This window comes from Duganella paludis (genome assembly GCF_054461335.1).
In genome coordinates, this window is the sequence record NZ_CM136922.1 from 4,475,078 (window position 1) to 4,499,596 (window position 24,519).

The following is a 24,519-nucleotide window of genomic DNA, read 5'->3' on the forward strand; positions in this document are numbered from 1 at the left end:
GGATGGCGGCCGCAATTGCGATCATAATGTAAGTATTATTTATATAAAAAAATGTTATCTATGAGGGCGTTATGTCGGACTCGAATTTGGATTTACAGCTTTACATAGCAGGCGAATGGCTCGGTGTCGAAGGGCGTCAAGCAGAGGAGGTGCTCAATCCGGCAAGTGGTGGCGTGATCGGCTATCTTCCCCACGCGACGCCGGCCGACCTGGACCTCGCGCTGATATCGTCACAGGAAGCATTTGTACACTGGAGCGCGATGTCAGCGATCGATCGCAGCCAGATTCTTCGCAAGGCAGCGGAACTATTGCGTCAGCGGCAGAAGCAAATCGCTGCCAACATGTCCTTGGAGCAGGGTAAGCCGCTGGCCGAGTCGATGCTGGAGGTCATTATTTCAGCCGAGGTATTTGAGTGGGCGGCAGAAGAAGGGCGGCGCGCATATGGGCGCGTCGTCCCAGGCCGTAGTCCGGGGTGGCGCCATACGGTGCTCAAGCAGCCTATCGGCGTGACCGCTGCGTTCACTCCCTGGAATTTCCCCGCGCTGATTCCTGCGCGCAAAATCGCCGGAGCGCTGGGCGCTGGCTGCACGTGCATCATCAAGGCGGCGGAAGAAACCCCTGCGTCGACGCTTGCGCTTGCACGGGCCCTGCATGATGCCGGGCTCCCGAAAGGCGTCCTCAACGTCGTGTTTGGCACCCCGGCCCTGGTGTCGGAGCATCTGATTTCCTCTCCCATCGTCAGGAAGGTGTCATTCACCGGTAGTGTGGAGGTCGGCCGGCGGATCGCCGCTTTGGCGGCGGCCGGAGTCAAGCCTTGCACGCTTGAGTTGGGCGGGCATGCGCCGGTGCTGATATTTGACGACGTCGATGTTGCGCGCGTCGCGGCAATCGCCGTGGCGGCGAAGTTCCGCAACGCTGGCCAAGTGTGCGTGTCGCCCACTCGCTTCTATGTGCAGGAGCGGATCTATCCCGAATTTGTCGAAGCCATGTCGGCGCAGGCGTCGGCGTTGAAGCTGGGCTTCGGTCTCGAGCCGAACACCCGCATGGGGCCATTGGCCAATCCGCGACGTCTGGCGGCGATGAGCAGCCTGGTGGCGGACGCCGTTGCGAAGGGGGCGGTGGTGCAGACCGGCGGGAAGCGGGCTGACGAGTTGGGCTTCTTCTTCCAGCCGACGGTCCTTACCGGCTTGTCTGCGGACGCGCGGGTGATGACCGAAGAGCCGTTCGGGCCGCTTGCGATGGTCATGCCGTTCAGCTCCGAAGGCGAGGCGATCGCCTTGGCCAACGCCCTGCCATTCGGTCTTGCGGCCTATGCCTTCACTGCCAACGCAGACCGCATCACGCGACTATCCGAATCCATCGAGTCGGGGATGTTGGGTATAAACACCTTCCAGATCGCTGCCGCCGAAACACCATTTGGCGGCGTGAAGGACAGCGGTTATGGCGCGGAGGGCGGAACCGAAGGACTGGAAGCCTATCTGTGCGCCAAGTACGTCGCACAGGCGCCTGCGGCCTGATTCAGCCGGTAATTCTATGAGATGGCCGTGTTGCGGCCATCTCATTTTTACCCGAGCCTTGCCTTTTTTCGTTGACAATGTACTGCGACTTTATATAAAGTGACTTTATATCGACGTGGCGTGTGCTGTGTCGTTTTTTGAAGTAATCAATGTCAACCCAAAGGATTTACCATGAACAGCTCCAATGCAGTAACCCCGGCCGCAAGCAAACCTGTCCCTGGCGGCAAACTGGTTCTCGTTGAATTCGACAACGGCATCGCATGGGTGTCGATGAATCGCCCGGAAAAACGCAACGCGATCAGTCCAGCGCTTGCCTACGAAATGATTGAAGTGTTGAACGATCTGGAAATCGATGACCGTTGCGGTGTCGTTGTGCTGACCGGTAGCGGCGAGTCCTGGTCGGCAGGCATGGACTTGAAAGAGTATTTCCGTGCGACGGAAAAGCTGTCCTATGATGAGCGCATGCGCGTTTACCGTGCCAACGGCACCTGGCAGTGGAAAATGTTGCGAAGCTACGGCAAACCGACCATCGCGATGGTCAATGGCTGGTGTTTTGGCGGCGCATTCACGCCGATGATTGCCTGCGATCTGGCGATCGCCGCCGATGACGCCATTTTTGGCCTGTCCGAAATTAACTGGGGCATTATCCCGGCGGGCGTGGTGACCAAAGCTGTCGCCGATGTCATCGGTCAGCGTGATGCGTGCTACTACATCATGACCGGTCAAACCTTCGACGGCAAGCGCGCTGCGGAAATCAAACTGGTGAACGAATCTGTTCCAGCCGACAAGCTGCGTGAGCGCACAACTGAACTGGCTCGTACGCTGTTGTCGAAAAACCCGTTCGTGCTGCGCCAGGCAAAGTTGGCCTATCACGTGTCGCGCGATATGTCGTGGGAAACCGCTGCCGAGTACCTGACCGCCAAGGCCGATCAGACCCGGGCCCTGGATCCGGAAAAAGGCCAGGACAAAGGCATGGCGCAGTTCATCGACGAGAAAACCTATCGTCCTGGCTTGGGCGAGTACAGCCGGAATGCTTAAATGAGCGCTACCACCCAAAATTCAATTTCGCAGGCCGCCCTCGGCCGGCTGCTGCGGCCGCGATCAATCGCGCTCGTTGGCGTGTCGGCCGAACCGGGGTCTGCCGGCGGTGCGGTGCTCCGCAATCTGGAACGCTTCGGCTACGAAGGTGAAATTCATCTCGTTAGCCGTTCCCAGCGTGAAGTGAACGGACGTCTTTGTGTGGCCAGCATAGACGCCTTGCCCAAGCAGGTAGACGTCGCTGTGCTGGGGGTGCCGCAAGTTGCCATTCTCGATACCTTGCGCGCATGTGTCGAGCATGAGATTGGTGCAGCATTGGTATTTGCGTCGGGATTTGCGGAGACCGACGACGACGGCAAGCTGGCGCAGCAGGAACTCGGCGCGATTGCGCTGGAAAATGGGCTGCCGCTGCTGGGACCGAACTGCCTCGGCTTTGTCAATTACCTCGACAAAGTGCCGCTCACGTTCGAGGCAGTAGCCGTCTCGGCGGGCGGTGCGGGAGTGGCTGTGCTGGCTCAAAGTGGGGCCATGGCGGCGAACATTCGGATGGCAATGATTGCGCGCGGCTGTCCCGTTGCTTATGCCATCTCTACCGGCAATGAGGCCGTGGTCGCGATCGAAGATCTGTTGGAATGGCTGATCAACGACGAACATACGCGGGTGATCGCCTTGCTGGTGGAGCAGATACGCAGTCCCGTCCGCTTCCTGGCGCTGGCGTGCCGCGCCGCCAGCGTCGGCAAGCCGATTGTAATGCTGCATCCCGGCCGCAGCGAACGGGCGCGTGATGCTGCGTTGTCGCATACCGGGGCAATGGCCGGCAACTACAGCATCATGGCCGTCCTGGCGCGAGCCAATGGCGTGGTGCACGTCGAGACGCTGGACGAACTATTTGACGTGACGTTGTTGTTGAACCGGTTCCCGAATGGTATCGCGGGCGGCACAGGTATCCTCACCAATTCCGGCGCTTGCAAAGGTGTGGCGCTCGACTTTTGCGAGAGCATCGGGCTCGACCTGCCGCTGCTGGCGCCGCAAACCACCGCGACGCTGCAAGCGATCTTGCCGGCCTTTGCCAGCGCTGAAAATCCGCTCGATATCACCACCGCCGGCATGAAAGACGCCTCCATATTCGGCTCAGCCGCCACCGCGATGCTGGCGGATCCGGCGGTAGGTAGTCTGCTGGTCAGCGTGATGGGCGGATCGTCCGCGCAGCAGATGGCCAAAGCCCATGCGCTGCTACCCAGCCTGCAGGAATCGGGCAAACCTTTCGCCGTGGCGTATATGGGCGATGAGTCGCCGTTGGCCGAAGGCTTGCTTGACCTGATGCACGCCAGTGGGGTGCCATTCTTCCGTTCACCTGAACGTGCGATGCGGGCGCTGCGCGCCCTCGCCGACTACCATCGGCAAGTGGTGGCGCTCCCGGAGCGCGAACGTGGTCATCCCGGCGTCTCGCTGGGCGACGGGCGGCGCGGCCTGATCGCGGAGTACGATGCCAAGAATCTGCTGGCGCCGTTGGGCTTGCCTTTGCCGCGTGGCAGACTGGCACGCAACGCCAATGAGGCACTTGATATCGCCCGGGAAATCGGCTACCCGGTCGTGATGAAGGCCCAGGCTGCCGATTTGCCCCATAAGAGCGACGTTGGCGGTGTCGTCATTAACATCGCCGACGCCGCCGGCGTGCGTGCTGCGTGGGACAAGATCACGACCAGCGTGGGACAGGCACGCCCTGACTTGGCGCTGGACGGCTTGCTGGTCGAATCGATGGCGGCACCCGGCCTGGAGATGGTGGTCGGTGCGCGTCGCGATCCGGACTGGGGCGCCGTGGTGCTGGTGGGCCTGGGCGGTATCTGGATCGAGACCCTCAAGGACTTCCGACTGATACCGGTAGCGGCATCGCGCCGCGAAGTGCTGGCGGAAATCAACCAGCTGCGTGGCGCCGCTTTGTTGCATGGCTCACGCGGAGCCGCGCCGTTGGATATCGACGCCATCGCAGATACTATCGTCTTGCTGGCGTCCACCATGCAGGCCAACCCGGACTTGATGGAAATCGATATCAATCCGTTGATCGTGTATGAGGCGGGGAATGGCGTATTGGCGCTGGATGTGCTGATGGTAGCCAGGAGCTGATACGCCGTCTGGCTTGCCGTGCTCGAAAAACGGGCTCAATCTGATCGGGATTGAGCCCGTTTTCTTTATTCCGCGTAGCGTTGCTGCATCGCGCGGGCAATCACGATCTGCAGGATTTGGCTGGTACCTTCGTAAATGCGGAATGCGCGGGCGTCACGATACAGGCGCTCTACTGGATATTCCGCCATGTAGCCGTTCCCGCCCAGAATTTGCACGGCACGGTCGGCAACCCGACCCAGCATCTCGGAGCAGAAGTATTTCGCCGCAGCTGCCATGATACGGGTGTCCTCGCCATTTTGCAGTGCTTGCCCGACGCGCATAGCCAAAGCGTGGCCGGCGAGATATTCCGTCTCCGAATCGGCCAGCATGGCCTGGATCAACTGAAACTGTGCCAGCGGCTGGCCAAACTGCTTACGCTGCATGGCATAGCGTGCTGCTTCATCAATGAGGCGTTTTGCCGCACCTACCGCCGACGCGGCGACACTGGCCCGCCCGCTGTCCAATACCGCCATGGCGATTTTGAAGCCTTTGCCTTCAGCCGCAGGGCCGCCGACAATATTGCTTGCCGGTACGCGGACGTTTTCCAGGATGACGTCGGCAATCGGCGATCCCTTCTGCCCCATTTTGTGCTCGGGCTTGCCGATGGACAGGCCCGGCGTTTCGCGGTCGACGATGAACGCCGAAATGCCGTCGGCGCCAGGCTTATCCGGATTGCTGCGCGCCATGACGGTAAACACCTGGGCGCGCGTGGCATTGGAAATAAAGCGCTTGGTACCATTGAGGACATAGTGCTCGCCATCGCGCACGGCGGTGGTTTTCAGGCTGGCTGCATCGGAGCCCGCGTCCGGTTCCGTCAGGCAGAAGGCCGCAGGGATCTCTCCGGTTGCCATGCCTGGCAGGTACTGCTGTTTTTGTTCCGGGGTACCGGCGATCGCCAAGCCCTTGCTGCCGATGCCGACATTGGGCCAGAACACCATGCGGAACGCTTGCGACACCTGGCTGAACAGCATCTGCACCTGCATCTCCTGCACGATGTCGAGTTCATACCCACCGTATTCCTGGCCAATGCTCAGGCCGAAAAGGCCCATTTCGCGCATCTCGGCCACCACTTCCGGTGGGACCTGCTCGGTGCGCTCGACTTCACTCTCCAGTGGTAACAGGCGCTGGCGAACGAAGCGTTCAACCGAGTCCAGCAGTAGCTTAAAACTATCGTTATCAAATGCCGATGGCATATCGTCTCCTGAATTGAATCAAAAATTAATCACAGTTTGAAAATGCGTTCGGCGTTGAGCTGGAAGAACTTCTTCTTGTCATTATCCGTCATGTCCATGTTGTCCAGCGCAGACACCTCGGCCGGATCGTATTGGTATGGATAATCCATCGCATACATCACCTGATCGATGCCGAGAACCTGCTGCGAAAACTTGATGGCCGGCTCCCATGCCACGCCGCTGTTGGTGATGCAGACGTTGTCGCGCATGTAGTCGCTGATCTTGCGTTGCAGCGGGCGCATGCTGTCATAGCGATTCGATTTGACGGTGGCGTTGTGCATATAGTCCAGGCGGAAAAGCCAGAACGGCAACGCTTCACCCATATGCCCGATCACGAACTTCAATGTGGGGAAGCGATCGAATACCCCGGCGGTGATGATCCGCAGCATGTGCATACCGGTTTCAACGCCAAAACCGAAGATGGCGCCGTCCAGGCCGCGCTCCAGCAACGGGCCTATCATTCCCTTCGACGGGGTATTCGGGTGAAGATAAATGGGGATGTCCAGCGCCTCGGCAGCTTCGAAAATCGGCCAGAACTTGGGATCGTCGAGATACTCGTCGTGGGTGTGCGAGTTGATGATGACGCCCTTGAGTCCGAGCTTGCTGGCGGCGCGCTGAATTTCCTTCGCCGCTGCCGCCGGGTCCTGCGGCGCCACTGCCAGCAGGCCGGCATAGCGGGTTGGGTTCCTGGCGATTTCCTCCGCCAACTGGTCGTTGGCGCTGATCGCAAACGAGACGGCGGTGGCGCGGTCCATGATCTGCACACCGGGCGAGGTGAGCGCAAGAATCTGCTTGTCGATGCCGCTGGCATTCATGTGGCCCAGTCGCGTCTCGCCCAGGTCTTGAAGGGAGCTGATGATGTGACGAGCCCGCGCGCTGGTGCCGGACATGTAGAACCCCCACATGGTATTGAAGCCTGGATCATCGACGGACTTGTTGTCGATGATCTGGCGGTAGATCTTGAGCATCTCCGGTGGGCAATAGGCTTCTTCCGTGGCGATACGAAGGTAGTTTACTTTTGCGGCGGGGGTAGGTGTGGCTGACATCGGAATTCCTTTCAGGTAAGAGACGGATGCTGCGATTGCGGCGCAGTCAGGGCGCATCCGATTTTTCAGATAGTAACATGGGTTTATATAAAGGTATGTTGCATAAGTCTGAAAGCGTGTATTATTTCTCTGGACGCTGAAGGAGATGCGGCAGAGGACTCGATGATCGTCATGTAGATCCACTTCTTGACTTTGGCGGGTTACTTCAATAGAGTAAATAAGGTTTATATAAACAATAGTTCTTGGAGATCACGGTTCCCGTGGACTGTGGCGAATTGAGGAATCAAATGGACTACCCGAAAATTGCAATGTATATAGACGGCGAGTGGATTGACGCCGCCGACCGTGAGTCGCAGCCAGTAATTAATCCTGCAACTGGCAAGGAAATTGGCGTACTCCCACATGCCAGCCTGGATGATCTGGATCGCGCTCTGGAATCGTCGAGGCGCGGCTTTGTCCTGTGGCGCGCGACCCCCGCCCATGAGCGCTCGCTGGTTCTGCGGCGCGCGGCCGATTGGTTGCGCACGCGTATTGATGATGTGGCGCGGATAGCGACGATGGAGCAAGGAAAACCGCTCGCTGAAACGCGCATTGAGTTGCAGGCCGCCGCCGATTGCCTGGAATGGTATGGCGAAGAAGGGCGGCGTGCCTACGGCCGCGTGCTGCCGCGCCCACCGGGCGTGCGAACGCTGGTGGTCAAGGAGCCCATCGGTCCGGTGGCGGCGTTTGCGCCATGGAATTTCCCGCTCGGTAATCCTGCGCGGAAGCTTGGCGCGGCCATTGGCGCCGGATGTTCGGTGATTTTGAAACCACCAGAGGAGGCTCCGGCTTCAGCCATGATGGTTGCGCAAGCGCTGATCGAATCGGGGTTGCCGGTCGGGGTGATGAACATCGTCTATGGCGTTCCCGATACGGTGTCACGCCACCTGCTTGCGTCCCCGGTGATCCGCAAATTGTCGTTCACCGGTTCGACGATCGTTGGGAAGCACTTGATGAACCAAGCGGCCGAGCGTGGCATCCGGACGACGATGGAGCTGGGCGGCCACGCACCGGTGCTGGTATTCGATGACGCGGATATCGATCTGGCGTTGAATCTTACCGTCGCCAGCAAGTATCGCAATGCTGGCCAGGTGTGCGTCTCACCAACCCGGTTCTATATTCAAGAAGGGATCTACGAACGGTTTGTCGCGGAGTTCTCGCGCCGTGCCGCTGCGCTCCAGGTTGGCGATGGTTTGCTCGGCACTACGCGGATGGGGCCGATGGCGCATCCGAGGCGCCTCGATGCGATGGAAACGCTGATCCAGGATGCGCGCAGCGTTGGCGCCAAGCTGAATACCGGCGGAGAACAAATTGATCGAGCCGGTTATTTCTGGCAGCCGACGGTCTTGAGCGATGTGCCAAGCAATGCTCGGGTCATGAGCGAGGAGCCTTTCGGCCCGGTAGCGGTCATGTCCCCATTCAAAACCTTCGACGAGGCGATAGTGCAAGCGAATCGCCTCCCTTATGGTCTCGCCGCGTATGCCTTTACCACGTCGGCAAGGCAGGTGATGATGGTGGGCGATGCGATTGAGGCCGGCATGATTGGCATCAACACCACCATGATCGGAGCGGTGGATGCGCCGTTCGGCGGCGTGAAGGAAAGCGGGCATGGATCGGAAAACGCCATTGAGGGATTGGAGGCTTGCCTGGTAACCAAGCAGATCGCACAAGCTTAGACGTGGCGGTCCTGGCGCCGGCAGGCGTTGTCGGCGTCAGTGATCCAGGTTGATATAAACACGATTTACTTTATAATTATTCAGCTGTGGCGTCAGGCCGCACATTCCGACAGACTGAAAGCATGGGCGAAACCTTGGCGACGAAGAAAAAAAATCCTACAAAATCTGATGTCGAGGCTACTACCTTGTATATGCTGGCGGGCGCACACCACGGCACCCGGGCCCTGATTGAAGAAGCGTTGAAGCCGCTGGAACTCACACCCTTGCAATACACGGTCTTGGCGATCATCGACCACAAGCCGGGATTATCTTCCGCTGCTCTCGCGCGACGGTTTTATGTTACCCCGCAAAACATGGGGCAGCTGTTACTTGTTTTGGAAAAGCGGGGTTTGCTGACTCGCAATGAGAACGAGGAAAATCGCCGGCTGTTGACGATTAATCTGACTGATGAAGGCCGGCGCGTGCAGCAGGCCGGCGCCGGTGAAATGCAGGCCGTCGAGCGCGAAGTGCTGAAGAACGTTCCGAAAGAGGCTGTCCCGCTGCTGCGCGAAGCGTTGACAGCGATTATCACTACGCTGCGTTCCTGATCAGCAACGCTCCCTACTCCTCCCTGATGTAGCGCTTGCCGCTCGCGATTGATATCGGGAGCGGTGTCTGTGTTTGCCCATCTTGTTGCAAGCCTCTCCCGCCGCAATGCAGCATAAAATTTGTTTGACAACGATCTCGATTTTTATATAAAGTGTATTTATATAAGTTTGATTTATTGTTTTTGCCTCATCCTGCAACGGACGGAGAGATGGAAGATACCTTATGCCGGGAAGTCTGCGGCTTCCAGTTGTTGCCCCGTGCCAGGCGGCAGATTGACGACATGGAAATTCTGGCTGCCGCCCTGAGCAGTCGCGCCATGCAGGCGGAGGAAATAGCGACGCTGCTTGGCTATACCAAGAGTAAGACAAGGCTGCGGATTACAGAGTTGCTGCGCGCAGGCGCATTGGAAGTCACGCCGTCCCCGGACGCGTTGACAGGTCGTGTTGCCGGCGCGTTTTATCGTCTCATCAAGCCATCCCTTATGCGCTTGAGGGGACGTGAAGGGGGCGCCGGCTTTTGTTGCGACGGAGACTGTCAGCGACGCGCTTGGCGCGGGGCAGCCGGGCGCGAATGCGATCCCTTGGTGAGTGCTCTTTTCGGTGCAACGTAAGCCTTGAGGAAGCTGTATTACGATAGCTTAAGCATCATAAAACAACAAAATTGCAGTTGGTCATACTAAAAAATTATGTAGCAATTTTCTTTGCTAAATATTGCGATGCAGTGTTGCTAGCGCTGGCGTAGCTTGCGTGGGATGAACCGTTATGGTGCTCTGTCTCTTTTACAAATATAGGACATCAAACTAATTGACTTGAACTGCATAGTTCTTCAAAATGAGGACATAAAACAAATTGATACGGAGACGAATTTCATGCAACCCCATTTGCGACAACGCCTCGCGGCGCTCGGGAGTGCGATCACTCCCGACTTTATTGTCGGTACCTCCAAGCTGTTCGCCGCCGATGCCCCGCGTCCTGATCCGGATAGCAGTACAGTCTTGCGTGATGTGAGCTACGGGCCGCACGAACGTCACAAGGTGGACGTATTTATCCCTACCGAAGGCGCACGCAGCGGTATCGTGCTGCTGTTTGTTCATGGTGGTGGATTCACGATGGGGAGTAAAGGAGCGCCGACCGATGCGTTCTATAACCACATCGGTGCCTGGGCGGTGAAACAAGGATGGGTGGGCGTGACGATGAACTACCGCCTTGCGCCGGAAAGTGTTTGGCCGGCCGGATCGGATGACGTGCAGCTGGCTGCCCAGTGGCTGCACGAACGTGCCGGCAACTGGTTTGACGCATCCCCATCCGTAGTATTGATGGGGCAGTCGGCCGGCGCAGCGCATGTGGCCGGCTGCTTGGCGCGCTGGCCACACACGGCTCAGAAAAAACCGCAGGGCGCGATTCTGCTGAGCGGCCTATACGACCTCTCTACGCTGCAGCACAGCGAACGCGAAAATATCTATTACGGCACCGATGCGACGCAGTTTGCAGCCCGCTCCAGTTTGCCGGAGTTATTGGCGGCGGACTGGCCCTGCCTGTATACGGTATCGGAGTTGGATCCCGCTCCCTTTCAGCAACAAGCTGCGCGCGTCGTCTCCGAGTCGATGGTGCGGCATCGCCGTTGGCCTCAAATGATTTATCTCGACGGCCACAACCATTTGTCCAGTGTTCAACAGCTGGGCGGTCCCAATGACACGTTGGGAGGCACGCTTGCCGAATTCATTAACCGGATCTGTAGTCGCGAAGACTAAAGAATAAGTTTTATTCCTGAAGGCCGGATGCAAGCCCCTTATGCGCGGGCGGGGAGGCGCTCGGCCGTCGCTCAATGCCTTTCGTCGTTAGTCTCAATATAGGAGTTCTTATGAGTGAGCCGTTCCATGCCGTAGCAAGCTTTTACGGTGCCGAAACACCTTTGCGCTTTGAAGCGGATGTCCATGACTGTGAACTGATAGGCGCCATTCCAGCAGAACTGGAAGGCACCTTGTATCGCGCGGGGCCAGACACCCAGTTCCCGACCCTGGCCGGCGACGTGATCGTCAACGGCGACGGCGTAGTGTCCGCCTTCGATTTTCGTGGTGGCCGCGTTTCCTTTAAAAATCGCTATGTAACAACCGAACGCTATGCGAAAGAGCGTGAGGCGCGCCGCCGCCTGTATGGCAGCTACCGGAATAGTCATACCGATGCGCCTGAAACACAGGGCACGGATCGCGACAATACGGCCAATACCACCGCCTTCTTCCACGCCGGCCGCCTGTTGGCGCTGCGTGAAGATTCGATACCGCACCAGATCGACCTGGATACGCTGGAGACCTTACCGAAGGTCGACTTCGGCGGAAAATTGCAGAGCACGTCCTTGACCGCGCACCCGAAGCTGGACCCGGTTACCGGCGAATGGTGGTCGTATGGTTTCTACTGCCGTGGCACGCTGGACGCCGACATGTCGCTTCAGGTCATCGATGCCCGAGGAAACGTGGCGCGCGAAGAATTTTTCAAGGCGCCTTATGCGGGCTTGGCGCACGACTTTGGCGTGACACGCGAGCACGTCGTTTTCGCCGTGATGCCACTAACGACGGATGCAGCGCGCATCAAGGATGGTGGCGACTTCTATGCCTATGACCCCGAACTGGGATCGATGTGGGGCATCATGCGCCGCGATGCGGGTGTCGAGTCGATCCGCTGGTTCCGGCTGCATGAATGCTTTAGCGGTCACATCATGAACGCCTATACGGAAGGTAACGTGGTGCACATCGATGCCACCATCAGCCCCGGCAATGCGTTCGCTTTCTTCAAGGATGTGCACGGGCAGTCGACCGATCCGGCGCGCGGCGTGCCTATGATTACCCGCCTGAGCTTTGACTTGTCGAGCGCCGAAGACAAGGTCACGCGCACGCCGTTCCAGGGGGCGGTCGGTGAAATGCCGCGCTGCGACCCGCGCTATGCGATGTCGGAATACCGCTGGGGCTACATCAAGACGCGCGATGGCGTCGCCCGGCTCGACTGGAAGACCGGAGCGCTGGCGCTGCATGCTACGCCAGGCGGCAACACCCAGGAACCGGTATTCGTGCCGCGCAGCGCCACCAGCCCCGAAGGCGATGGTTTCCTGCTGTGCCTGGTCAACAAACCTGCCGAAGGCCGCGCCGAACTCTACATCCTCGATGCTTTGCGCATGGAGGAACCGCCGCTGGCCCGCGTCTGCCTGCCATTCAAACAGCCTATGGCGTTCCACGGAAATTTCGTTGCGCGCAGCGCGCGCGGCCAACGACGTTGATGTAGTGCCTTTCTCTCATAAAAATAAACGGAGACAAAAATGAAGAATACTCACCTCACGCAGTGCGTGCCGCAGGAACGAAAATGGCGGTCGATGCCGAGCTGCGCCGCATGGCTGCTGCTGTCGCTGCTGAGCCCTGCGGTACGGGCGACGCAGTTGATCGATGATCCTGAAACCGGCCTGAAGGTCAACTGGGACAACACGATCAAATACACCCTGGCTGCCAGGACGCAAGACCGCGACAGCGCCTTGACGTCGGCGATCAATCTCAACGACGGCGACAACAATTTCGGTAAGGGCGTCATTTCGAATCGCGTGGATTTCTTTACCGAGCTCGACGCTGTGTACAACAACGTTGGCGCCCGCGTCAGCGCGGCCGGATGGTATGACACCGTGTATAACCGGCACAACGATAATCCCGGGCCGCCCGGGGCGTTCGTCAACCAGTCGTCGGCACCGTATCACGAATTCACCGATGCCACACGCAGGCTGCATGGACGCAAGGCCGAGCTGATGGACGCCTTCCTGTTCGCCCGGACCACCATCGGACCGGGGAATTTCACTTTGCGGCTGGGGCAGCACTCGCTGCTGTGGGGGGAGAGCCTGTTCTTATCTGGCAATGCTATCGCCGGCGGCCAAATGCCGTTCAATGCTGCGCGCCTGATTTCGGTGCCAAATTCGCAGGCCAAGGAGTTCGTTCTGCCGGTGCCCCAGGCCTCCGCCGAATGGCAGTTGAGTGACACGGTATCGGTGGCTTCCTACTATCAGTTCCGTTACCGTGCGAACCGCTTGCCTGCGGTGGGAAGCTATTTCTCGCAATCGGACACCAATTTCGACGGCGCCGAGCGGCTGCTGTTGGGACCGGTGGCTGCGGTCTCGCGTGCCGCTGATCGGGACGCCAAGGACAGCGGGCAAGGGGGGCTGCAAGTGCGCTGGCGTGTTGGCGATACCGACCTCGGTTTCTACGCCCTGCGTTTCCACAGCAAGGCGTTTCAACAAGTCACGCTGCTTGCGCCGAGCCCGACCGGTCCAGTGCCGGCAGGGTATTACCTGACGCACCACGAGGGGATCAAGGCGTATGGTGCCAGTGCCAGCCATTCCTTCGGCGATGCCAATGTGGCGATTGAGGCTTCATTGCGCCGCAACCAGGATCTCGCCAGTGCCGGCGCGGCTGACGCGTCTGCCTTGGCGCCAGCGGGTGTGATACCGGCACCCAACAACAGCAATAATCCGGCCTACGCGGTCGGCCGTACCGCCCACGTCAATGCGTCGATACTGTGGACCTTGCCGAAGAACCCCTTGTTCGATGAGGGCAGTTTGGTTGCCGAGGTGGCCTGGAATCGCCTGCTGAGTTGCCAGGTGCAGTGCGCTCGCATCACGCCTACAGCAACGCGCGATGCGACTGCGATGCGGGTGGTCATGGAGCCGACCTACCGTCAGGTCGTGCCCGGACTGGACCTGGGCGTGCCGATCGGACTGGGCTTTACACCGAAAGGTTCGCGCTCAATGGCGCTTGGCCCCGGCGGCTTGCCGGCTGAAGGCGGCGGCGACGTCAACATCGGCTTGAACGGATTGTTCCGCAGCGTTTGGAAGGCGACGCTGACCTATACCCACTACTACGGATCCAGCGGTCCCTTCCTCAACAGTGTAAATGCCTACAGCTACAAACAGGCCCTGGCAGACCGCGACTTCGTCGTCTTCTCGCTGGCCCGTTCTTTCTGATACCGGAGAAAAAAATGCGTACCCCAATGAATATGAATATACGTGCCGTGCTGCTGGCGCCGGTCCTGTTCGCCGCGCTCGCCGCACACGCTGCCGTTACTGCCGACGAGGCGGCGAAGTTGAAAACCGAGTTGACGCCGCTTGGTGCGGAACGCGCCGGCAACAAGGATGGCTCGATCCCGGCCTGGACCGGTGGCTATACCAGCGCTATTCCAGGCGACAAGCCGGGCGGTCGTCGAGGCGATCCCTTTAAGGATGAAAAACCTGTCTTGTCGGTTACCAGCCGCAACATGGCGCAGTACGAGGACAAATTGAGCGATGGGCAGAAGGCGTTGCTGAAAAAGTATCCGGAGTATCGTGTCGACGTGTACAAAACGCACCGCACGGCGGCGGCGCCGCAGTGGGTATATGACAATACTCAGCGCAACGCTACCCGCGCCAGACTGGTGGAGGATATTCCCAGCAATGCGTTTGGCGGCATTCCATTTCCGATTCCGAAATCGGGCGCCGAGGTGATGTGGAACCATATGCTGCGCTGGCATGGCGTGGCATCGCAGATGAATAGCCATTCGTACCAGATGACGGCGGATGGACGCAGCATTCTCACCAACATCAACAAGGCCGAGTTGCAGATGCCTTACTACTTCCAGGATAGCTCGGCGGAAGATTTCAACAAGAGCGGCGACTATTGGACCATCCGCGTGGTCAGTGAAGGGCCGCCCATCCGCTCCGGGGAAGCGATGGTCGGGCGTCGCCAGTTTGACGGTGACAAGGACCAGGGCTGGATTTACCTGACGGGCCAGCGCCGCGTGCGCAAGTTACCGAATCCGTGCTGCGATACCCCGCATCCGTCGACGATGGGGTTGATGGCGTTCGACGAGATCGAAACCTGGTCCGGCCGTCTTGATCGCTTTGACTGGAAGCTGGTGGGCAAACGCGAGATGTACATCCCGTATAACGGCAATCGCCTGCTGCAGCCGGCCAACGAAACCGAGGTGCTGGGCAAGGGCTACCTGAATCCTGATTTCGTGCGCTGGGAATTGCACAGGGTGTGGGTGGTTGACGCGACGCTGCGCGATGGCAAGCGCCACGTCTCGCCGAAGGCGCGCTACTACTGCGAGGAAGATACCTGGCTGTGCGTCCTGGGTGACCGCTGGGATGCCAAGGGGCAGTTGTGGAAAACCATGTGGACCCAGACCTTCGTTGCGCCCGACCTTCCTGGCACTGTCAGCGGATCCTATGGATTCACCGATCTGCTTGCCGGCAATGGATTCGCAGGACAAATGCTGAACTCCAAATTGCCACAGCAGCTGTTCAAATCACGGTATCCGAGTTCAGTATTCACCCCCGAGGCGATGAGCAGCGATAGCGTGCGTTGAATGACATGGATATCTCTTTGATTTCCCATCCAGGGAACGGCGAGCCCGCTCGCCTGCGACGTCGCCTTTGCGCCGCGTTGGTGCTCTCCCCACTGCTGGCGCAGCAAGCGCGCGCGCGCGGCGGAGCCGGCGTGGTTGGCGACGTCTTGGATCAGGCTGCATTACCGGTGCAACAGCCGGGACGCACCGTGCTGTTGGATGCGGCGTATGCTGGCAGCGCGCTATTGGCCGTTGGCGAGCGCGGCATGATCGCGCGCTCGGTGAATGATGGCCGTAGCTGGCAGCAGATCCCGGCGCCAACGAGCACGACGTTGACGGCAGTCAGCTTCCAGGGCGACCAACGGGGCCTGGCTGTCGGTCATGGCGGCGTGGTGCTGGCCACCGAGGATGCTGGCCGTACCTGGCACAAGCGCCTTGACGGCCGGCGGATAGCCCAACTGGTGCTGCAGGCGGCTGAGCGTAGCGGCGCTGAGCGGGCGATCCTGCAAGCCAAGCGGATGGTGAGTGACGGTCCGGACAAACCGCTGCTGGCACTGCAATGGATAAGTTCCCGGCGCGTCCTGGCATTCGGTGCCTACAACATTGCACTGTACAGCGAGGATGGCGGTCGCAACTGGGCAGCGCTCGAGCAGCCGCTGGATAACCCTCTGTCCTTGCATATTTATGCGGCACGGGCCAGGCACAACCAGGTGCTGCTCGCGGGTGAGCAGGGGCTGGCTCTGCTTTCGGAGGATGGCGGAAAGAGCTTCCGACGCTTGTCCCAGCCCTATCGGGGAAGTTTTTTCAGCGCCGAGATTGCTGATGATGGCCAGCTGTGGCTGGCTGGCTTGCGTGGGAATGTATGGCACTCGGCGGATGCGGGAAAGGTTTGGCAGTCTGCCGGCACCCAATCCCAGGCCACGGTCACCAGTTCCGCGCTGGTCAATAGTCAGCTGATTTTGGGAACGGTGTCGGGACAGGTGTTGCGCCAGCGTGGAAACGAGCTGGCGCCCTTGCTGCGAACGGCACTGCCGCCTATTAACGCTATTTTGCCATTGCGCCAGGGTGGTTTGCTGGCATTGACTGTCGCCGGCGCCATCACCTTGCCGGCAGCTGCAATTGATCTTCCCGGAAATTCCGCATGACTACTTCTCTTTTCAAGCGCCCCCCAGCCGCGCAGCCGGATGATTTTGACCCGCACAGCGGTTCATGGCTGGAGCGGCTGCTGTTCAACCATCGTGGATGGGTGCTATTCCTGTGTCTGGTGGTGACACTCGTGCTGGGCTGGCAGGCTACGCGCCTCCAGCTGCAGGCTAGTTTCGACAAGACGATTCCGACACATCATCCTTACGTCGTGAATTACCTTGAGCATCGCAGCGAACTCACCGGCTTGGGCAATGCCTTGCGCATTGTCGTCGCCAATCCGCGTGGCGAGATTTACGACAAGGCGTACATGGAGACATTGCGGCGCTTCAGCGACGAGGTCTTTCTCTTGCCTGGTGTCGATAGGGCAAAAATGAAGTCGCTCTGGACGCCCGATACGCGTTGGATCGGCGTCACCGAGGATGGTCTTGACGATGGCCCTGTTATTCCTGACGGCTGGGATGGCGCTGCCGCCAGCCTGCAGCAACTGCGCATCAACGCGCAGCGGGCTGGCGAAATTGGACAGCTGGTTGCGCTCGACCAGCGTTCCAGCGTGATCTACGTGCCCCTGTTGGCACAGGATGCACAGGGCCACAGTCTTGATTACGGCGCGTTCGTACACAGCCTGGAAAAACTACGTGCCACCTATGCCGCAGAAGGCGTCGAGGTGCATGTGACCGGGTTCGCGCAGGTCATCGGCGACTTGATTGACGGCGTGAAAATGGTGCTGTTCTTCTTCGCCGCCGCCGTGCTGATTGTGACGGCCATGATCTATGCCTATACGCGTTGCGTGCGCTCGACCCTGCTGGTCGTGGCGGCGTCGCTGATCGCGGTCGTCTGGCAACTTGGATTGTTGCCGTGGATGGGGCAAGGACTGGATCCGTATTCGATATTGGTGCCTTTCCTGGTCTTTGCCATCGGAATGAGCCACGGCGCGCAAAAAATGAACGGCATCATGCAGGATATCGGCCGCGGCATGCACCGCCAGACTGCTGCCCGCATGACCTTCCGGCGCCTGTTCCTCGCCGGCCTGACCGCCTTGCTGGCCGATGCTGTGGGCTTTGCGGTCCTGATGGTGGTGCAGATTGAAGCGATCCGTGAGTTGGCCACTGCGGCCAGCGTCGGTGTGGCGGTTTTGATCTTCACCAATCTGATCCTGCTGCCGATCATGTTGAGCTACACCGGTGTGAGTCCTGCGGCAGCGGCACGCAGCCTGCGCGCGGAACAGGGCGGGGCGTTGAAGCGATTGTGGCTGGGCCTGACCAACCTCACGCGGCCTCGCCCGGCATTTGTCGTTGTGCTGCTGGCAGTCGCCTTGGGCGGTTTTGGATTCTGGCTCAGCACGGACCTGCAGATCGGCGATCTGGATCCTGGCGCACCGGAGCTGCGTGCCGACAGCCGCTACAACCGGGATATAGCGTACACCCGCGAACACTACGGCGCTTCCAGCGATGTGCTGGCGGTGATGGTGCGGACGACCGAGGGACATTGCTCCGGTTACGAGCCGGTCAACAAGGTGGATGCGCTCGAATGGCAGCTGCGGCAGCTTCCCGGCGTCGAAAGCACGCAATCCATCGCGCTGATGTCGCGTCGGCTGCTATCGGGCTTGAACGAAGCCAACCCGAAGTGGTATGACCTGCCGCGGAATCAGGAAATGCTCAACACGATTGCGGTGCGCCTGCCAAGGGGGTTGTTCAATGACCGCTGCGACCTGCTCACGCTGTACGTGTATTTGAGCGACCACAAGGCGGCGACGCTCGAGCGGGTCGTGCATCACGTTGAGGAATTCGCGCTGGCCAATAACACCAGCAATACCCGGTTCGTGCTGGCCGCCGGTTCGGCCGGCATCGAGGCGGCGACCAACCAAGTGGTCCACGCCGCCTGGCGCCAAATGTTGTGGCTGGTCTACGGGGCGGTTGCACTGCTGTGTTTTGTGACCTTCCGTTCCTGGCGCGCGGTCATCGTCGCCATCCTGCCGCTGATGCTGACGTCGATTCTGGCGGAGGCAATCATGGTTGTCATGGGAATGGGCGTCAAGGTGGCTACGCTACCGGTGATCGCCCTCGGCGTGGGAATCGGCGTCGATTACGCGCTGTATATCTTGAGTATCACATTGGCGGCATTGCGGTCTGGCGCTTCCTTGAAAGACGCCTACCACCGCGCGCTGCTATTTACCGGGAAGGTTGTCACGTTGACCGGACTGACGCTCGCTGTCGGCGTACTGACCTGGGTGTTCAGTCCGATCAAGTTCCAGGCCGACATGGGGCTGCTGCTGGCGTTTATGTTCGTCTGGAATATGGTCGGCGCCCTGGTGCTGGTGCCTGCGCTGGCCGCCTTGCTGCTGCGCTCCGATCAGGCGGTGCAGGGGACGGTGGCCGATGCCGAAGTTATCGCTGCCTCTGCCTGAGGTAGTGGTGGAAATTGCTTTTTAAATCAAATGTTGAAGGAAGACTTATGGATATGATGATTCAGCGCCTCCGCGCCAATACGCCGGTTGCCCATCCTGGATGGGGCGCATCGGAATACACGGGCTGGCAGGACGAACAGCTGTCGTGGAAGGAAAGCTGCTATATCGGGGACTGGTCCTTCCTTTGGGATATCGAAGTGGAGGGGCCGGACGCCTTGCGCTTTTTCAGCGAGACCAGCGTCAATAGCTTCGCCAAGTTCGATATTGGACAGGGTAAGCACCTGATCCAGTGCAGCACGCGCGGCAAAGTTATGGGTGAAGGCGTTTTGATGCGGCTCGATGAGCAAAAATTCCGTACCCAAGCCGGCCCCGCCACTTGGTCCGCCTTCCTGCTGGATAAGGGGAGCTACGACGCCACGTGGAAGCAGATCCATACCTTCCAGTTTCAGGTCTCCGGTCCCAAGGCGCTGGCCGTGTGCCAGCTGGCGACGGGAGCGTCGCTGACGGATGTCAAGTTCATGCACTTCATTCCGGTGACTGTTGCCGGGAAGTCTTGCTACGCGCTGCGTCAGGGCATGGCGGGGGAGATCGGCTTCGAGTTCCATGGCGATGCCGCCGATGCCCCGGCGGTGTATGCGGCGTTGCTGGCGGCCGGACAGGAATACGGCATCCGTCGCCTGGGCCGCCGAACAGCCATGATCAACCATTTGGAGGCGGCCTTCCCGACGATCACCTGGCACTACCTCAACGATATCTTCAGTCCCGATGCCCTCGGATTCCGCGAGTTCGTTCTGCAGAACTTCGACATGAAAGGTCTGGTGCCGGCGATCCGCGGCAGCTTCGAAGGCGCCGATATCAGTGAGTATTGCTACAGCCCGTTTGAGCTGGGTTGGGGCAAGAGCGTGAAATTCGACCACGAGTTTCGCGGCCGCGCGGCGCTGGAGGCGGAGGTTGCCGCCGGTCCGCGCCGGGTGCGCGTGACGCTGGAATTCAACGATGCCGATGTGGTCGATATCTATGCTTCGCTGTTTGGCGAAGAGGCGCCATATGAATTCCTGGATATTCCTCACCCGCAGCGCTGGATGGTGTGGGCCGACGCAGTGCAAATCAACGGAGAGACCGTCGGCGTATCCACCGGACCTGGCTATAGCTATCACTTCCGCAAGGTGCTGTCGCTGGCGTTCATCGATCCGAAGCTGGCCGAGCCGGGTACGCCTGTTCACATTCTGTGGGGCGCGCCAGGCTCGCGACAGAAACTGATTCGCGCCCGCGTCGCCAACGCGCCGTACAAACAGGACCGCCGTCGCGACGCGCTCTGATTTCTTGACCAATGCTGAAAACGTATTATGACTACTACACCAGAATACATTATCCGAATGGCCTGCACGAATCGTCCAGGCATCGTTGCGGCTGTAACGACCGCGTTGTTCGAGGCGGGATTCAACATCCTCGATTCCCAGCAGTTTGATGACAACACGAGCGACCGTTTCTTCGTGCGCATCCATTTCGCTCAAACCCATGCAGAGGCGACGGTGGATGTCGCGCGCCTGCTGGCGCCGGTGGTGGAACGCTTTGATATGCAGTATTCGCTGCATGACTGCCGCCAGGTGCGCAAGGTATTGATCATGGCTTCGAAGTTCGATCATTGCCTGGGGGACTTGCTGTACCGCTGGCGATCGGGCGACCTGACGATGGATATCGTCGGCATCGTGTCCAATCATCCACGCGAAACCTATGCGCGCTTGAATCTGGGGGACGTGCCGTTCCACTATCTGCCGGTCGACAAGTCCGCACCGCATGGCAAACAGGATCAGGAAGCACGTGTCTGGAATACGGTGCAGGAAAGCGGCGCCGATCTGGTGGTGCTGGCCCGCTACATGCAAATCCTGTCGGACGATCTCTCGGTGAAACTGGCCGGGCGTTGCATCAATATCCATCACAGCTTCCTGCCCGGGTTCAAAGGCGCCAAGCCATATCACCAGGCGCATGAACGCGGTGTCAAGCTGATCGGCGCCACCGCGCACTATGTCACCGGCGATCTTGACGAAGGACCGATTATCGAGCAGGACGTCGAACGCATCAGTCATCGTGATTCACCCGAACAGTTGGTGCGTAAAGGGCGCGATATTGAGCGCCGCGTGCTGGCGCGCGCGGTTCGCCTTCATCTGGAGGACCGGGTGCTGCTTAATGGCCATAAGACGGTTTTGTTCTCGGAGTGAGCGCCATGCTGATAGATGGTAAAGCGCATGCAGCGTCGCTGCGCGAGAAAGTGGCCGTCGCCGCAGAACGCTTCCGTGCGGAGCGGAGCCGCGCTGTCGGCTTGGCTGTTGTGCTGGTCGGCGCGGACCCTGCCAGCCAAGTGTATGTGGCGTCGAAAAATCGGGCAACGCTGGAGGCGAAAATGCAGAGCTTCGCGCATCACTTGCCGGCCACTGCTAGCCAGAATGACGTGCTGACCTTGCTGGAATGTTTGAATAAGGACGACACGGTCGATGGCATCCTCGTCCAACTACCCTTGCCGCCGCAAATTGACGCGGCGCTGGTGATCGGTGCCATTGACCCGGAAAAGGACGTCGATGGCTTCCACGTGGTGAACGCCGGCCGCCTGGTGGTCGGGCAAGCCGGAATGGTGCCGTGCACGCCGCTGGGTTGCCTGATGTTGCTGAGGGCCGCGCGCGGTACGTTGGCGGGCTTGCAGGCCGTGGTGGTTGGGCGCTCGAACATTGTCGGGCAGCCCATGGCTAGACTGCTGTTGGGCCAGGACTGCACCGTCACAATAGCGCACTCGCGTACCAAGGATCTGGAGGCGGTGGTGCGTGGCGCCGACATTCTGGTGGCTGCCATCGGGCGTCCGCGCGCTATTCCCGGTGCCTGGATAAAGCCCGGTGCGACCGTCATTGATGTTGGGATCAACCGCATCGAGGCAGATGATGGCGTGGGGAAGAAGACCCGTCTCGTCGGCGACGTTGATTTCGATAGCGCGGTCCAGGTCGCCGGTGCCATCACCCCCGTTCCTGGCGGAGTAGGGCCAATGACCATCGCGGTGCTACTGCGTAATACCGTGGTCGCGGCGCGGCGCAGAGCGGGGCTCCGGGCGGATCCAGAGCTTGCGTTGTGAGATCTTTGCCCGCGTATAGGTGGTGTTCACCATGAGCATGGACAAACCGCGCTGGGCGCGTCGCAAAGACGCACGCCCCAAAGAGTTGCTGGCCGCCGCGCTGGATCTATTCGAGGAACGGGGGTTTGCGTCGACACGGCTGGAAGATGTGGCACGGCGCGCGGGTGTCTCTAAGGGAACGCTGTATCTGTACTTTAGCAATAAAGAAGACCTTTTCGAAAAAGTCGTGCGGGATAGTCTGCGTGCTGCAATGGTCGATGCGGATGGCCACGCCGAAGATTCGTCCGTGCACAGTGCCGATCTCCTGTGCGAGGTGATGGTCAACTGGTGGCAAAGAATTCGTGCGAGCCGGATGTCATCCACATTGAAAGTGCTGGCGGCGGAAGCCAGAAATTTTCCCGAACTGGTCGCGTTGTACAACGATCAGGTACTCGAGCGCAGCGCCAGATTGATCGGCGGGGTTGTGGCGCGCGGTGTGCATTGCGGCGAATTTTCTGAAGTCGATCCGGAACAAACCGCGCACGTCCTTATTTCACCTTTGTTGGCGCTGATGTCATGTCAGCCGCATTTTTTTCCGTATAACCAGAGTGGCTTCGATTCGGACATCTTTCTTAGGTCCTTCTTGAGGCTGACCCTTCTGAAAATGCGTTCGCAAGTGCCGCAACCATTTTCCACTTACTCCGAAAGCTGACCATGAATGTGCGAGAAACAAGCGCAACGCCTTATGGCGAATTGAATCCAAGGATGATGCCAATGCGGACGGCATTCGACAGGCTGAAGGCGGCCAGCGAAGCAGATCGAACGCCATCATATGCAAAGCGCTTGGACCGGTTGCGCCGGCTGATGGCGCTGACGGAGCAACACCAAGATCGCATTGCGGAGGCTATCAGCATCGATTTTGGACATCGTTCGACGCACGAGACGCAGATCTCCGAGATTTTTGCGACGATGGCGTCGATCGGCCAAAATATGCGTCACCTGCGCGGCTGGATGAAGTCGCGCCGTGTCCCGACACCCGTGCATATGCTTCCAGGACGTAGCCGCTTGTTGCGACAGCCGCTGGGCGTGGTCGGTATTATCGCGCCCTGGAATTATCCGTTTCAACTGGCCTTTACGCCGGCGGCGGCGGCACTGGCTGCCGGCAATACCGTGTTGCTCAAGCCCAGTGATTTGACACCACGGTTTTCAGCCCTGTTGCTTGAGCTTGTGGCGCAGTATTTCTCCGCCGATGAAATGGTTGTTGTCACCGGCGATGTCGAGATCGGCGCCGCCTTCTCTGCGCTGCCGTTCGATCATTTGTTTTTCACTGGTTCCACCGCTGTCGGTCGCGCGGTGGCGACGGCTGCGGCACACAATCTGACGCCGGTGACCTTGGAGCTTGGGGGCAAGTCACCTGCCATCGTTGGTGAAGATTGTCGGTTTGCCGAAGCTGCTCCGCGTATCGCGTATGGAAAGTTTCTCAACGCAGGTCAAACCTGTGTGGCACCTGACTATGTTCTGGTGCCGCGGTGTCGCGTGGCGGAATTTACGACGGCGATGCAGCAGGCCGTGTCGCTACTGTACCCATCGGTGGCTGTAAATCCGGATTACACGAGCATCATTACGCCGCGCCACTATGAACGCTTATTGCGGCTGTTGGCGGACGCCGAGGGGAAAGGGGCTACGTTGATTTCGTTGACGAAGCAGGATGGCGCTGGGGTATGCGGAAGAAAGCTGACACCGGTACTGGTGGTCGATGCAACCCCCGCAATGGGGCTGATGCAAGAAGAGATTTTTGGCCCGGTATTGCCCGTCATCGCATATGACACGCTGGATGAAGCACTCGCATACATCAACCGTGGTGACCGTCCACTGGCATTGTACTGGTTTGGTCGTTCGGGCGCGGAGCGGGACCGGGTGCTGGCTGAGACCATTTCCGGCGGGGTAACCATCAATGACGTGGTGTGGCATGTGACGCAGGAGAATTTGCCATTTGGTGGTGTCGGTGCCAGTGGTATGGGCAGCTATCACGGCGAGCATGGCTTTCGGACTTTTAGCAAGGAGAAACCTGTTTTCATTCAAGCACGATGGAATTCGTTCGGCATTTTCCGTCCCCCATATGGTCGCCGAGTCGAACGCCTGCTGGCTGTGCTGAAATCCTTGCTTTAAATCTGCAGTTCTATCCGCCTTCTCAATACGCGAAAGCAGCGGAATAAAAAAATATAA

At 59.3% G+C, this 24,519-nt stretch carries 19 protein-coding genes; 17 read left to right on the forward strand and 2 right to left on the reverse strand.

Going from position 1 to position 24,519, the window contains the following annotated elements; genetic code table 11:
* The first annotated feature begins 71 nt into the window (after positions 1-71).
* The 3 genes from ACXZ1M_RS19745 to ACXZ1M_RS19755 all read left to right on the forward strand — a co-directional run bounded on the left by ACXZ1M_RS19745 (position 72) and on the right by ACXZ1M_RS19755 (position 4,679).
* A complete protein-coding gene (locus ACXZ1M_RS19745) occupies positions 72-1,517 on the forward strand; it encodes an NAD-dependent succinate-semialdehyde dehydrogenase (protein WP_459049344.1) in 1,446 nt (481 codons plus the stop codon).
* A 171-nt stretch (positions 1,518-1,688) separates the two neighbouring features.
* On the forward strand, positions 1,689-2,555 hold the full coding sequence (locus ACXZ1M_RS19750; protein WP_459049345.1) for a p-hydroxycinnamoyl CoA hydratase/lyase: 867 nt from the start codon (positions 1,689-1,691) through the stop codon (positions 2,553-2,555).
* Entirely contained in the window at positions 2,556-4,679 is a 2,124-nt protein-coding gene (locus ACXZ1M_RS19755; protein WP_459049346.1) for an acetate--CoA ligase family protein, read from the forward strand.
* A gap of 65 nt (positions 4,680-4,744) precedes the next feature.
* On the opposite strand, the gene ACXZ1M_RS19760 is transcribed toward ACXZ1M_RS19755, so the two are convergent.
* Positions 4,745-5,911 (reverse strand): acyl-CoA dehydrogenase family protein, encoded by a 1,167-nt coding sequence (locus ACXZ1M_RS19760; RefSeq protein ID WP_459049347.1) that lies wholly within the window; start codon positions 5,909-5,911, stop codon positions 4,745-4,747.
* A gap of 29 nt (positions 5,912-5,940) precedes the next feature.
* Positions 5,941-6,996, reverse strand: coding sequence for an amidohydrolase family protein (locus ACXZ1M_RS19765; RefSeq protein WP_459049348.1), 1,056 nt, complete (start codon positions 6,994-6,996; stop codon positions 5,941-5,943).
* Between the two features lie 287 nt (positions 6,997-7,283).
* On the opposite strand from ACXZ1M_RS19765, the gene ACXZ1M_RS19770 reads away from it, so the two are divergent.
* The 14 genes from ACXZ1M_RS19770 to ACXZ1M_RS19835 all read left to right on the forward strand — a co-directional run bounded on the left by ACXZ1M_RS19770 (position 7,284) and on the right by ACXZ1M_RS19835 (position 24,462).
* Positions 7,284-8,711, forward strand: a complete 1,428-nt coding sequence (locus ACXZ1M_RS19770) for an NAD-dependent succinate-semialdehyde dehydrogenase (RefSeq protein WP_459049349.1) — start codon at positions 7,284-7,286, stop codon at positions 8,709-8,711.
* Positions 8,712-8,833: 122 nt separating this feature from the next.
* Positions 8,834-9,298 (forward strand): MarR family winged helix-turn-helix transcriptional regulator, encoded by a 465-nt coding sequence (locus ACXZ1M_RS19775; RefSeq protein ID WP_459049350.1) that lies wholly within the window; start codon positions 8,834-8,836, stop codon positions 9,296-9,298.
* Positions 9,299-9,507: 209 nt separating this feature from the next.
* Complete coding sequence (locus ACXZ1M_RS19780; protein ID WP_459049351.1) at positions 9,508-9,909, forward strand: hypothetical protein; 402 nt, start codon at positions 9,508-9,510, stop codon at positions 9,907-9,909.
* Between the two features lie 258 nt (positions 9,910-10,167).
* Positions 10,168-11,049: an alpha/beta hydrolase gene (locus tag ACXZ1M_RS19785; protein ID WP_459049352.1), complete on the forward strand. Its 882-nt coding sequence runs from the start codon at positions 10,168-10,170 to the stop codon at positions 11,047-11,049.
* 110 nt (positions 11,050-11,159) lie between these two features.
* A complete protein-coding gene (locus tag ACXZ1M_RS19790) occupies positions 11,160-12,566 on the forward strand; it encodes a carotenoid oxygenase family protein (RefSeq protein WP_459049353.1) in 1,407 nt (468 codons plus the stop codon).
* Positions 12,567-12,605: 39 nt separating this feature from the next.
* Complete coding sequence (locus tag ACXZ1M_RS19795) at positions 12,606-14,288, forward strand: DUF1302 domain-containing protein (protein ID WP_459049354.1); 1,683 nt, start codon at positions 12,606-12,608, stop codon at positions 14,286-14,288.
* A gap of 14 nt (positions 14,289-14,302) precedes the next feature.
* The gene (locus ACXZ1M_RS19800; protein ID WP_459049355.1) at positions 14,303-15,667 is read left to right on the forward strand and encodes a DUF1329 domain-containing protein; all 1,365 of its coding nucleotides are present in this window, start codon (positions 14,303-14,305) and stop codon (positions 15,665-15,667) included.
* Positions 15,664-16,791, forward strand: coding sequence for a WD40/YVTN/BNR-like repeat-containing protein (locus tag ACXZ1M_RS19805; RefSeq protein ID WP_459049356.1), 1,128 nt, complete (start codon positions 15,664-15,666; stop codon positions 16,789-16,791). Before ACXZ1M_RS19800 ends, ACXZ1M_RS19805 begins: the two co-directional genes overlap by 4 nt.
* The gene (locus ACXZ1M_RS19810) at positions 16,788-19,196 is read left to right on the forward strand and encodes an efflux RND transporter permease subunit (protein WP_459049357.1); all 2,409 of its coding nucleotides are present in this window, start codon (positions 16,788-16,790) and stop codon (positions 19,194-19,196) included. Before ACXZ1M_RS19805 ends, ACXZ1M_RS19810 begins: the two co-directional genes overlap by 4 nt.
* A gap of 47 nt (positions 19,197-19,243) precedes the next feature.
* Positions 19,244-20,515: a hypothetical protein gene (locus ACXZ1M_RS19815; protein WP_459049358.1), complete on the forward strand. Its 1,272-nt coding sequence runs from the start codon at positions 19,244-19,246 to the stop codon at positions 20,513-20,515.
* 27 nt (positions 20,516-20,542) lie between these two features.
* Complete coding sequence (gene purU, locus ACXZ1M_RS19820) at positions 20,543-21,415, forward strand: formyltetrahydrofolate deformylase (RefSeq protein ID WP_459049359.1); 873 nt, start codon at positions 20,543-20,545, stop codon at positions 21,413-21,415.
* Positions 21,412-22,314 carry a bifunctional methylenetetrahydrofolate dehydrogenase/methenyltetrahydrofolate cyclohydrolase FolD gene (gene folD, locus ACXZ1M_RS19825; protein ID WP_459049360.1) on the forward strand — a complete coding sequence of 301 codons (903 nt, stop codon included), beginning with the start codon at positions 21,412-21,414 and terminating at the stop codon, positions 22,312-22,314. Before purU ends, folD begins: the two co-directional genes overlap by 4 nt.
* A 31-nt stretch (positions 22,315-22,345) precedes the next feature.
* The gene (locus tag ACXZ1M_RS19830) at positions 22,346-23,005 is read left to right on the forward strand and encodes a TetR/AcrR family transcriptional regulator (RefSeq protein ID WP_459049361.1); all 660 of its coding nucleotides are present in this window, start codon (positions 22,346-22,348) and stop codon (positions 23,003-23,005) included.
* Positions 23,006-23,007: 2 nt separating this feature from the next.
* On the forward strand, positions 23,008-24,462 hold the full coding sequence (locus ACXZ1M_RS19835) for a coniferyl aldehyde dehydrogenase (RefSeq protein ID WP_459049362.1): 1,455 nt from the start codon (positions 23,008-23,010) through the stop codon (positions 24,460-24,462).
* Positions 24,463-24,519: the final 57 nt, after the last annotated feature.